Consider the following 11,570-nt stretch of genomic DNA (forward strand, 5'->3'; position numbering starts at 1 on the left):
CACCGCCACGAAGCGATTGCGCCGCCGCAGCGCGAAGCCGAGCTTCTCGTACGCCGCGATCGCGTTCACGTTGCCCGCGGCCGCGTGCATCATCGCGCGATCGCCGCGCTGCTGGATGTGGAACGCCACGTCCAGCACCAGGCGTGAAGCGAGGCCCTGGCGGCGGTGATCGGCATCCACCGCCACCGCGCTGATCTCGGTCCAGCCGGTCGGATGCAGGCGCTCCCCGGCCATGGCGACGAGTCGACCCCCGCGACGGATGCCGATGTAGCGGCCGAGCTCGTGGGTGCGGGGGCGGAAGGGGCCCGGCTGATTGCGCTCGACGATCGCCATCATCTCGGGTGCATCGTCGGGGCCGAGCTCGACGGCCTCGTCGAAGGGGCGGGTCTGCAACGCATCGGTCTCGACGAGCTGCACACCCTCTCCGCCGCCCAGGTACTCCCAGCCCTCGGGGATCTCGCCGTCGTAGCCCGAGAGCCCGACCTCGGCGCCGGGCCCGACGAGCGCGCGCAGGGCGTCCCACACCCCCGGTTCCTCCCACGAGCGCACCGCGACGAACGGCGCGACGTCGGCCGGATACCGGCGCACCAGGTCGCCGCCGATCGCGAACGACGCGTGCGGACCGGCGAGCGAGTGCCACGCGGCGTTGTCGAGGACGGTCGCGTCGGCGTGGGGGACGGGCAGGGTCGCGGGGGAGGTCACCGGGACACTCTGCGCCGGTCGTGGGCGTGGTGCAACTCGACGGTCACAGCGCGCAACGGCCGAGGCCCCGCGCGCGTGTTACCCGTCGTTTCCCCCGCGGCGCGGCGACGGCGGCCGAGGGGCGATACTGGCGGCATGACGGCTCTGCACCCGACATGGGCGATCGACGGCGTCGCGCGGCACGACCGGCGGGCCGTCGCTCTGCGGGAACCCGGGACGCCCGCGTGAGCGGCGAACGCCTCGACGTCGCGATCGTCGGTGCCGGCGCGATGGGAGCCGCGACCGCGTGGCACCTCGCACGCGCGGGTCGAGAGGTCGCGGTGTTCGAGCGGTTCGAGCCCGGACACGTCCGCGGAGCCTCGCACGGCGCCTCGCGCAACTTCAACGTGGCCTACGCCGAGCCCGAATACCTCTCCTGGCTCCGTGACGCCGAGGTGCTGTGGCGCGAGCTCGAGGCCGAAGCCGGTCGGACGCTGCTGACCACGACGGGCATCGTCACCCACGGCCCGGGTGTCGATCACGCGGCCACCGCGGCGGCGATCACGTCGGCCGGGCTCGCGGCCGAGGTGCTGGACGCTCGCGAGGCGGCGTCGCGCTGGCCGGGCCTGCGCTTCGAGGGACCCGTTCTGCACAATCCGACAGCCGGACGCCTGGATGCCGATACCTCGGTCGCCGCGTTCCTCACCGGCGCCGCGGTTGCCGGGGCCGCGGAGACGCGGTGGAACACGACCGTCTCGGACATCGAGGTGCACGGCGACGATGACGTGCGATTCACGGCGACCGACGCGGCCGGCAGCCGACGTGTCCGCGCCCGCCGACTGATCTGCACGGCGGGCGCGTGGACCCAGAAGACGCTCGCGGGCGTCCGCGGGGTGAGCCTGCCCGCCCTGCGCGTCACCCAGGAGCAGCCGGCGCACTTCCGGCCGCTCGACCCGGCGGCATCCTGGCCCGGCTTCAATCACCATCCCGCGGCCGACGACGACGCGACGTCGTGGTTCGCGGCGCCGGTGTACGGCATGCTCACGCCCGGTCAAGGCGTGAAAGCGGGCTGGCACGCGGCGGGCCCCGAGACCGATCCCGACCGGCGCAGCTTCGTGCCGGATCCCGCGCTCACGGACGCCCTCGTCCGGTACGTCCGCGACTGGCTGCCGGGGGTGGATGCCACCGACCTCGCCGAGATCACCTGCACCTACACCTCGACGGTCGACGCCCGTTTCGTGCTCGAGCGCTCGGGACCGATCGTCGTGGGCGCGGGGTTCTCGGGCCACGGCTTCAAGTTCACGCCCGTCGTCGGCCGCACGCTCGCCGCACTGGCCGCGGCCTGAGCGGCCGCCCGCTCCCGGCCCCGCCTGCGCAGCGAGACTGCGCGCGGCTGACAAACCGGTTGCAGGATGTCGCCGAGTTGTCAGCCGGATGCAGTTTCGCGGTGAGGTGAGCCCGGGGCGCCGGCTCAGAGGTCGTACCCGAACGCCCGCAGGTCGAGCCACCGGCCGGGCTCGACCTCGATCGGCGCCTCGCGCTCGGTCAGGCGGCAGAAGCCCATCTTGAGGTACAGCGCGTGGGCGCCGAGCATCTCGGGCCCGCTGTTCATCACCACGCGCGCGGCGCCGCGCTCGCGCGCGAGCGCCAGGACGTGACGTGTGAGGAGTTCGCCGATGCCGCGCCCCCGGGCCGACGGCGCGACGGCGAGCTGGCGGAAGTCGAGCTCGCCCTCCGCGGCCAGCTCCGACAGACGTTCGCCGGGTCGCGGGGTCCAGACCGTGCCGAGGATCTCATCGCCGTCGACGGCGACCCACACCTCGCCCTGCTCCACGCGCCCGGCGACATCGGCGAGCGAGTCCAGATACGCCTCGGACAGGCCGTCGTAGCTGTGGCGGTAGGCGTCGGCCGTGAGCCGGCCGGCCTCGGCGTACTCACCCGGGTCGACGAGCCGGATGGTGAGGGTGGGGGTCATGGCATCCATTCTTCTCTTCCGGACGCGCGACACGGCCCGGCCCGTGAAAGGCCGGGCCGTGCGCGAGGGTCAGGACTTGGGGAGTCCCGGCGGGTTGATCTGAGAGGTCGAGATGCCCTCCGACTCGAGGTTCCAGGCCTTCAGGACCTCGGCGTACTTCCCGTCGGCGATCAGCTCGTTCAGCACGATCTGCACGGGGCCGATCAGGCCGTTGCCCTTCTTGGTGCCGGCGGCGATATCGGCCTGCAGCGGGTATCCGCCCGGCACGACACCGACGATCTTCGTCTCGCCGGTGTCGCGCGACGCCCACGCGGCCGTGGCGTTGGGACCGAACGTCGCGTCCACGCGACCCGACAGCAGGGCGAGCGTCGCGGCCGCGGTGTCGTCGTAGTACTGCAGATCGGCGGGCGCCTTGCCGGCGGCGACGAGCTCTTCGTTCCAGTTCAGCAGCACCTTCTCTTGGTTGGTGCCCGAGCCGACGACGATCTTCAGGCCCGAGATGTCGTCGGGGGTCTCGATCTTGTCGATCGTGCTGTCGGACTTCACCGCGAAGCCCAGCAGGTCCTGGCGGTAGCTGGCGAAGTCGTACAGCTCTTTGCGCTCCTCGGTCACGGTGACGTTCGCGGTGATGAGGTCGTATTTTCCGGACTGGATGCCGAGCGGCCAGTCCGCCCACGCGACCACGACCGGGTTGTACTCCAGGCCCAGGCCCTCGGCGATGAGCGAGCCGATGTTCGGCTCGGTGCCCGACGGCAGCGTCTCGCCCTCGGGGACGTAGCTGAGCGGCGGGACGAACGCGCCGACGGCGACGGTGAGCTTGCCCGGTTCGATGGGCTGGAAGCCGCTGGCCTTGAGTGCGGCGACCGCCTCGGGCACGGCGTCCGTGTGCACCCATTCGGCGGGGGTGTTCGATGCGGATGCCGAGGGCTCGGGCGCCGCGACCGCCTCGGCCGGGCGGTTGAGGCCGACGGTGACGCCGACGCCGACGACGGCGACGAGGGCCGCGGCGATCACGCCGAGGGCGACGCCCTGTTTCTTGCTGAGTGCCATGCTGTGTCTCCTGGTGGGGTGTGTGCGGGTGGGGTGAGTCGGGTGAGAGTGGGCGCGGCGTCAGCCGAGCACCTTCGCGAGGAACTCGCGGGTGCGGGGGTGCTGCGGGCGCCCCAGCACCTCGTCGGGCGATCCCTGCTCGATGACGTGGCCGTCGTCGAGGAAGACGACACGGTCGGCGACCTCGCGGGCGAAGCCGATCTCGTGCGTCACGATGACGAGCGTCGTCCCGAGCTTCGCCAGGTCGCGGATGACGTCGAGCACCTCGCCCACCAGCTCGGGGTCGAGGGCGCTCGTCGGCTCGTCGAACAGCAGCACCTTGGGCTGCAGCGCGAGCGCGCGGGCGATGGCGACGCGCTGTTGCTGGCCGCCCGACAGCTGCCGCGGGTACGCGTCGGCCTTGTGCGCGAGTCCGACGCGGTCGAGCAGACCGCGGGCGAGCTCGGCGGCGTCGTCCTTGCTCAGCCGTTTCAGGGCGAGCGGCGCCTCGGTGATGTTCTCGAGCGCCGTCAGGTGGGGGAACAGGTGGAAGTTCTGGAACACGATCCCCACCTGCGTGCGACGGCGCAGGATCTCGCGTTCGCGCAGCTCGTGCAGCTTGCCGTGGCGCAGTTCGTAGCCGATGAACTCCCCGTCGACGGTGACCGATCCGGCATCCACCGTCTCGAGGTGATTGATGGTGCGCAGCAGCGTGGACTTCCCCGACCCGCTGGGACCGAGCAGTGCGACGACCTCGCCGGGTTCGACGGTGAGGTCGATCCCCTTCAGCACCTCGGTGCCGTGGAAGCTCTTGCGCACGTTGTGGATCTCGACGAGACCCCGGGTGGCGGTTGCGGCGGTCATGCTCGAACTCCCTTCTCGGGTGCGGGGCTCGCGGCGTCCGTCGCCCCCGGGGGTGCATCGCCCAGGCGCGCCCACTGCGCGGCCACCCAGCGGCGGGTGCGCTGCACGGGCGTCGGGGGCAGGGCGCGTGCCGAGCCGCGCGCGTAGTGCCGCTCGATGTAGTACTGCGCGACGCTGAGGATCGTGGTGATGAGCGTGTACCAGATGACCGCCACGAGCAGCAGCGGGATCACCCGGCTGTTGCGGTTGTAGATGACCTGCACGGCGTAGAACAGCTCGGGGATCGCGATCACGAAGACCACCGACGCGCCCTTGACCAGACCGATCACCTCGTTCGTCGCGTTGGGCACGATCGAGCGCATCGCCTGCGGCAGGATGATGCGGAAGAGGCGACGGGATGCCGGGATGCCGAGCGCGGCGGCGGCCTCGTGCTGACCCGGGTCGACCGAGACGAGACCGCCGCGGATGATCTCGGCCGAATACGCCGCCTGGTGCAGCCCGAGGCCCAGGATCGCGGCGGCGAACGCGCTGACCAGCTGCACCGTGGGGAACTCCACGATCCAGAAGTCCGTCGTGAAGGGGGTGCCCAGGCCCAGGGTCGGGTAAAGGTAGCCGAGGTTGTACCAGACGATGATCTGCACCACGAGCGGCACCGAGCGGAAGAACCAGATGTACCCCCACGCCACCGCGTTCAGCAGCGGAGAGGCCGACAGGCGCCCGAGCGCCAGCACCGTCCCCAGGGCGAAGCCGACGACCGCCGAGATCGCGGTGAGGCTCAGGGTGTAGCCGATGCCGATCAGCACCGGCTCCGAGAAGAAGTACTGCGCGAAGGTGTCCCACATGTACCGGTCGTTCGTGACGAGGCTCCAGGCGAACTGGGCGACGACGAACAGCAGCAGGGCGCTGAGGATCCAGCGCCACCAGTGACGGGTGGGGACCACGGTGATCGTCCCCAGGTCGACCTTGGCGGTCGATCCGGCGGGCGTCGCCGTGCGGTCGGCGGATGCCGGCGCGGTGGTGGTCATGACGTGCTCCTCGTAAGCGCGGTGACGGCGCGGGGCGCCGGTGGGTTGCGTCACGCTACGACGGCGTCGGAGGGCGCCGCGAGGCGGCCTTTCACACGTCGAAACGACCTGCCACGCACCGCAATGAGACGCCTCGCGCCGTAACACGCTGGACGGCGCCCGAGGATTCGGGTACGTCGGGTGCACGCCCCGCGATCCCCGCACGGGGCCTCGCACAACTCCTGCGAAACCCGCGGCGGAGGCGATCACGGGCGCCGGATCTGCGGTTCTGCAGGAGTTGTGCGCGCCGGGCGCCGCGCGCCGTGCACCGCGCCGACCGCCGGCCCAGGCCTCGCACCGCGCCGACGGGCGGCTCAAGCCTCGCGCAGGATCCGCGCCGTCACCCGGGTGCCGAACGCGAGCGCCTCGACCGGCACGCGCTCGTCCGCGGCGTGGAACTGCCCGAACACGTCGAAGTCGGCGGGCACGCGCAGCGGAACGAAGCCGTACCCGCGGATGCCGAGGCGGCTGAGGTGCTTGTTGTCGGTGCTCGCCGGAAGCAGGTACGGCACGACCACCCCCTCGGGGTCCTCGGCGCCGATCGCGCGCTGCAGCACGTCGACCAGGGGAGCGTCGACGGGGGACTCGATCGCCTCGATGTCGCGCGCCCAGGTCACCTCGACGTCGTCGCCGACGACCGCGGCCAGCTCCGCCCGCACGACGTCGTGCTGTCCGGGGACGATGCGCACGTCCAGGGTCGCGCTCGCCGAGGCGGGGATGACGTTGGCCTTGCCGCCCGCGGTGAGCACCGTGGGCGAGGCGGTGTTGCGCATGCCCGCATCGATGAGGGATGCCGCGAACCCCAGGTCGCCGAAGCGTCCTCCGGCGCGCTCCCACGTCTCGACGAACCGCTCGAGCGTCGCGGTGCGCACGACGGGAAAGGTGTGCGCGCCGACGGCGCCGACCGCCCGGGCCAGGCGCACGACGGCGTTGTCGGCGGTGGGGCGGGAGCCGTGGGCGGCGCGCCCGCGCGCGGTGATCGTCGCGGTCGACACGCCCTTCTCAGCGGTGGCGACGAGGTACGCGCGCCGATCGCCCGGCAGCGGCAGCGAGAACCCGCCCACCTCGCTCAGCGCCTCGGTGGCCCCGGCGAACAGCTCGGGGCGGTTCTGCACGAGCCAGCGTGCGCCCCAGACGCCGCCGGCCTCTTCGTCGGCGAAGAACGCGAAGATCAGGTCGCGGCGGGGGACGATCCCCTCCCGCCGGAACGACCGGGCGATCGCCAGCAGCATCCCCGCGAAGTTCTTCATGTCGACGGCGCCGCGCCCGTAGAGCACGCCGTCGTGGATCTCGGCCCCGAACGGCGGGTGCGTCCAGTCGGCGGCATCCACCGGGACGACGTCGAGGTGCGCGTGGGCGACGAGGGCTCCGGCATCCGGGTCCGCTCCGGCCAGCCGCGCGACGACGCTGGCCCGGCCGGGGCGCGGCTCGACCAGCACGGTCTCGTAGCCGACCTCGTCGAGTCGCGCCTGCACGAACAGGGCGGCCCTGGCCTCGCCGTCGCCGATCGTCGCGGCGTCGCCCGTGTTGACGCTGTCGATGCGGATCAACGCGCGGATGTACTCCAGCGCCTCGGCCTCGAGGGGCGACATCGTCAGTGCTGGTGGGGCCGGGCGTCTTCGCCGAGCTTGAAGGCGAGGCGTCCGTGCGCGTAACCGCCACCCGCGCGGATCGCGGTGGCCACCCAGGCGGCCTCGGCCAGCTCGGCCTCGGTCGCGCCGGCCTTGACGGCGTTCTGCGAGTGCCCGTCGATGCAGTAGACGCACTGCGTGGTGATGCCGACGGCGAGGGCGATGAGCTCGCGGAACTTCAGGGGGATGGCGCGACCCTCGGGGGCGAAGACGGCCTGGTCGAACGCGGCGAACGCGGCGAGGATGTCGGGGGTCTCGTTCTTGTAGACCTTCGTGTAGGTCTTGTCGGCGGTGCGGTCGAAGTACTCGGACATGGTCTCTCCCGGGCGGTCTCGGTGGCGGAGTGCCCGCTCCACGCTGCCACGCCGGGCCGTCGGTGCCGGCCGGCGCGCGTCACACGGTGACATACGGGGGAGGGATGCCGCTGCGGCGCGTTCGCCGGTGGCCGGCGGAGCCGTTCAGTGCATGATCATGCCGCCGGTGACGTTGATCGCCTGACCCGTGAGGTAGCCGCCGGCGGGTGAAGCGAGGAAGTGTGTCACTCCGGCGACGTCCTGCGGCATCCCGAGTCTTCCCAGGGGCGAGCGTGCGCTCCACGCGGCGATGTCGGCCTCGGAGCGGGTGTCGGCGCCCATGTCGGTCAGCACGTAGCCGGGGCAGACCGCGTTCACGGTGATGCCGTGGCATCCCCATTCCTGCGCTCCGGCGCGCGTGAGGGCGACGACCGCGGCCTTCGAGGCGGCGTAGTGGCCCTCGCCACCGCCGCCGTGCTTGGCGGCCATGCTCGCGATGTTGACGATCGCGCCGCCGCGGGCGTCGAGCATGGCGGGGGCGACGGCCTGCATCGTCACGAGCGTCGCGCGCGCGTTGACCTCCAGCACCAGGTCCCAGTCGTCGACGGTGATGTCGAGCAGCGAGGCGTGCTGGAACACCCCGGCGCAGTTGACGAGCACGTCGATGCCGTCCAGGGCCGTGATCGCCTCGCCCACCGCGCGGCGGGTGTCGAGGGGATCGCGCAGGTCCACCGAGAAGAAGAGGGATGCCGCCTCGCCGACCGGCGCGCGGCGATCCAGCACCGCGACGCGCGCGCCGTCGCCGGCGAACCTCTCGACGATCGCGGCGCCGATGCCGCCCGATCCTCCCGTGACGATGACGCGCTGCGACATGGCATCCCTTCCGCGGGCGTCGGGCGCGCCCTCGGCCGTCACGGTACGCCCGGCGTCGCCGCGGTCCGAGACGCGCGTGTTTCCGTGGCGTGAAGTGTGCGCGCGAACGGCGGGGCGGCGGCATCCGGGACCCTACGCTCGAAGCGTTCCGACCCCTCCTCCCCAAGGACTCCCGTGACCCCTGCCGTCCACCCCGCGATCACCGACCCCGCCGTGCGCGCGCATCTGGCGCGGCTCGCCGCGCAGGCGGGGACGATCCCCTCGGGCGCCACCGACGCCGACACCGACGACGCGACCCGCCTGGCCGAGCTGCGCGCGAACCCGTCCTGGGTGCGCCTGCCCGACGACGAGACCCTCGAATCGATCGACCTGGATGCCGACGGCCTCGCGCTGCGTCTGTACCGGCCCCGCGCGGGGCACCGGGGGACGCTCGTCTTCGCGCACGGCGGGGGGTGGGTCGCGGGCGACCTGGACAACAACGACGCCCTATGCCGCGCGCTCGCCCTGGCGGCCGGAGCGCAGGTGCTGAGCGTCGACTATCGGCTCGCGCCGGAGCACCCCTTCCCGGCCGGGCTCGAGGACCTCGAGCGCGGGCTGCGCTTCGCCGCGTCCGGCGCCGGGGGGCTGATCGACCCGGCGCTCCTCGGCGTCGCGGGGCACAGTGCGGGCGGCAACCTGGCCGCCGCCCTCGCCCTGCGCTCGCGCGAGGGGCGGGCACCCGGCATCCAGGTGCAGGTGCTGCTGTGTCCGGTCCTCGACGCCCCCGATCCCGGGAGGCCCAGCTATCGCGCGCACACCGAGAACCTGCCGCTGACGGCGAGGGGGATGCAGTGGTACTGGGGGCTCTATGTCGGGGATGCCGCGGGTGGCGGTGACGGCGGTGGCGCTCCGGCGGCGGGCGGTCGCGCTGCGGCCGTCGTCCCGGTCGAGGCGGCGCCGCTGCGCGCGGACGACCTGGTCGGCTCGGCGCCCGCGGTGATCGTCGCGGCCGCCGTCGACCCGCTCGGCGACGAGGCGGGAGACTACGCCGGCCGGCTCACGGCATCCGGGGTCCCCGTCACGTTCGTGCGACGCGAGGGCGTGCCGCACCTGTTCCTGGTGTTCCCGTCGACGCCGGCGCGCGACGAGGTTCTGGCGCAGGTCGGGCCGGCCGTGCGCGCGGCGTTCGCCTGAGGCGGGGTGGGGGCCGGGGCGGTACGGACGCGCCTGTCGGTGCGCCCGGCCCCCGCGGACCTCGTCCCACTTCTGGTCGCTTCCGCCCCGTCGAAGCCGCCATAAATGGGACCTGCCCTGCGAAAACGGGGACGAGCCCCCGCCACCGCCCCGCAAAGCAGCCGGAACACCGCGGAAACACGCCATTGTTACCGTCATCAACATGTCGCTCCTGGTCACGAACGCACGTCTCATCACGGTCCCCGCGGGCACCGACGACCCCGGCTACATCGAGCGCGGTTACATGCTCGTCCAGGGCGGACGCATCGCCGCGATCGGCGAGGGCGACCCCGCCCCCGGAATGACGGCCGACGAGACCCTCGACGTCGACGGCAAGTTCGTCGCCCCCGGCTTCGTGTCGAGCCACAGCCACCTCTTCACCAGCGGCTCGCGCGGCCTCGGCGTCGACCAGACGCTGTACGGCTGGTGCACCTCGATGTTCAGCGTGCTCAACAACGCCTCGCCCGACCAGATCTACTGGGCGACGCTGCACGGGTCGCTCGACTTCCTCGCCAACGGCGTCACCACGGCGTACAACTTCACCGACCCGCTGCTGCCGTGGGAACCCATGGTCGACGGCAAGCGCGCCGACGGGGGCGGGCAGCTGCGCGATCACGCCTGGCACACCCGACAGGCGGACGGATGCCACGACGCCGGCCTGCGCTTCGTCGACTCCATCGCACTGGACGCCACCGTCGGCACCGACGACGAGATCTTCGCCCGGTTCGAGGCCTCGCTCGACCACGTCCTCGCGATGGATCCCGACATCGCGCTCGGCGCCTCGATCATGGGGCAGGTGCAGTGGTCGACGAGGCCCGACGCCGCCGAGATCGAGGTCGCGGTGATGGATCGGTTCGGTGTCACGAACCAGGCGCACTTCCTCGAGACGTACGAGGCGATCGAGCACCAGCAGACGAAGTTCCAGCTGTACAAGAACGCCGGCGCGCTGCGGCCGGGCATGATGTTCGGCCACTTCATCCAGACCACGCCCGAGATCATCCGGGATGCCGCGGCCGGCGGTGCCTCGATGTCGTGGCAGCCCGCGTCGAACGGACGACTGGCGTCGGGCATCGCCCAGGTTCCCGAGATGCTCGACCTCGGCATGAAGGTCGGCATGGGCCTGGACGACCAGGCGTGCACCGACGTCGCCGACCCGTGGCAGAACATGCGCATGGGCATGTTCATGCAGCGCGCCCGCACCCACGACCCGCTGTCGATGATGCCCGAGCGCGTCCTGCGCCTGCACACGCTCGGGGGAGCGGAGATCATGGGCGTCGACGACCGCGTCGGCAGCCTCGAGGTGGGCAAGTTCGCCGACTTCGTCGTCGTCGACCCGCGCAAGCCCGATGTCGGTCCGCTCTGGAACCCCGTCCGCAGCTACGTGCTCGCGTGCGGCCTGCGCAATCTGCAGCAGGTCTACGTCGGCGGAAAGCTCGTCAGCGAGAACGGCGTCTCGACCAACCCGCTCGCCGTCGAGGCGTCGGCGGTGCTGCACTCCCAGCTCCCCGCGCTGGCCTAGGAGTTCGGCGTCATCCTGTAGCCCTTCGGCCGCGCCCCTCGCCGCGCCCGCCGCCCTGCCCTGCCCTGCCCCGCCCTGCGGAGGCACCGGGCCACCGGGCGACGGGTGCCGGGGCGCGGGCGCGGGCGCACACCTCGCGCCGCCTCGCACGCTGTGCCAGCCTGGCCGCATGCGCACGACCATCGCCGGGTTCGACGTCCACACCTCGCACGACGACGTCGCCGGGCGGGAGGTGCTGCTGTGGCACCACGGATCGCCGCAGACCGGAGCCATCCTCGAGCCCGTCCGCGCGGCGGCCGAGGAGCACGGGCTCGCCGTCGTCTCGGTGGCGCGTCCGGCCTACGCCGGATCGCCGCGGGTGCCCGGGCGTCGTGTCGTCGACGTCGCGCGGGGGCTCTGTCCGGTGCTGGAGGGGTTGGGGGTGGCATC

Annotated in this window: 11 protein-coding genes and 1 pseudogene; 4 read left to right on the top strand and 8 right to left on the bottom strand. The window is 72.4% G+C overall.

What is annotated here, in order from left to right:
- The coding region (locus QZ433_RS05745) for a GNAT family N-acetyltransferase (protein ID WP_295780645.1) at positions 1-702 on the bottom strand (702 nt) is incomplete at its 3' end.
- A gap of 224 nt (positions 703-926) precedes the next feature.
- On the opposite strand from QZ433_RS05745, the gene QZ433_RS05750 reads away from it, so the two are divergent.
- Positions 927-2,027 (top strand): FAD-dependent oxidoreductase, encoded by a 1,101-nt coding sequence (locus QZ433_RS05750; RefSeq protein ID WP_295780647.1) that lies wholly within the window; start codon positions 927-929, stop codon positions 2,025-2,027.
- A 125-nt stretch (positions 2,028-2,152) separates the two neighbouring features.
- Here QZ433_RS05750 and QZ433_RS05755 read toward each other — a convergent pair whose 3' ends face one another.
- The 7 genes from QZ433_RS05755 to QZ433_RS05785 all read right to left on the bottom strand — a co-directional run bounded on the left by QZ433_RS05755 (position 2,153) and on the right by QZ433_RS05785 (position 8,410).
- Positions 2,153-2,656 carry a GNAT family N-acetyltransferase gene (locus tag QZ433_RS05755; RefSeq protein ID WP_295780649.1) on the bottom strand — a complete coding sequence of 168 codons (504 nt, stop codon included), beginning with the start codon at positions 2,654-2,656 and terminating at the stop codon, positions 2,153-2,155.
- A 69-nt stretch (positions 2,657-2,725) separates the two neighbouring features.
- Entirely contained in the window at positions 2,726-3,706 is a 981-nt protein-coding gene (locus QZ433_RS05760; RefSeq protein WP_295780651.1) for an ABC transporter substrate-binding protein, read from the bottom strand.
- Positions 3,707-3,766: 60 nt separating this feature from the next.
- Positions 3,767-4,549: an amino acid ABC transporter ATP-binding protein gene (locus QZ433_RS05765; protein ID WP_295780652.1), complete on the bottom strand. Its 783-nt coding sequence runs from the start codon at positions 4,547-4,549 to the stop codon at positions 3,767-3,769.
- Positions 4,546-5,574, bottom strand: a complete 1,029-nt coding sequence (locus QZ433_RS05770) for an amino acid ABC transporter permease (protein ID WP_295780653.1) — start codon at positions 5,572-5,574, stop codon at positions 4,546-4,548. Before QZ433_RS05770 ends, QZ433_RS05765 begins: the two co-directional genes overlap by 4 nt.
- 353 nt (positions 5,575-5,927) lie before the next feature.
- The gene (locus QZ433_RS05775) at positions 5,928-7,205 is read right to left on the bottom strand and encodes a M20/M25/M40 family metallo-hydrolase (RefSeq protein ID WP_295780654.1); all 1,278 of its coding nucleotides are present in this window, start codon (positions 7,203-7,205) and stop codon (positions 5,928-5,930) included.
- A 2-nt stretch (positions 7,206-7,207) separates the two neighbouring features.
- Positions 7,208-7,558 carry a carboxymuconolactone decarboxylase family protein gene (locus QZ433_RS05780; protein WP_108317866.1) on the bottom strand — a complete coding sequence of 117 codons (351 nt, stop codon included), beginning with the start codon at positions 7,556-7,558 and terminating at the stop codon, positions 7,208-7,210.
- Between the two features lie 144 nt (positions 7,559-7,702).
- A complete protein-coding gene (locus QZ433_RS05785) occupies positions 7,703-8,410 on the bottom strand; it encodes an SDR family oxidoreductase (protein ID WP_295780655.1) in 708 nt (235 codons plus the stop codon).
- Between the two features lie 174 nt (positions 8,411-8,584).
- On the opposite strand from QZ433_RS05785, the gene QZ433_RS05790 reads away from it, so the two are divergent.
- From QZ433_RS05790 to QZ433_RS05800, 3 genes and pseudogenes are all read left to right on the top strand, one after another.
- Complete coding sequence (locus QZ433_RS05790) at positions 8,585-9,583, top strand: alpha/beta hydrolase fold domain-containing protein (RefSeq protein WP_295780657.1); 999 nt, start codon at positions 8,585-8,587, stop codon at positions 9,581-9,583.
- Between the two features lie 202 nt (positions 9,584-9,785).
- The gene (locus QZ433_RS05795; protein WP_295780659.1) at positions 9,786-11,141 is read left to right on the top strand and encodes an amidohydrolase family protein; all 1,356 of its coding nucleotides are present in this window, start codon (positions 9,786-9,788) and stop codon (positions 11,139-11,141) included.
- Positions 11,142-11,310: 169 nt separating this feature from the next.
- Positions 11,311-11,570: pseudogene (locus tag QZ433_RS05800) on the top strand (alpha/beta hydrolase); the annotation flags it as partial.

The sequence above is a fragment of the uncultured Microbacterium sp. genome (genome assembly GCF_913776565.1).
GTDB lineage: Bacteria > Actinomycetota > Actinomycetes > Actinomycetales > Microbacteriaceae > Microbacterium.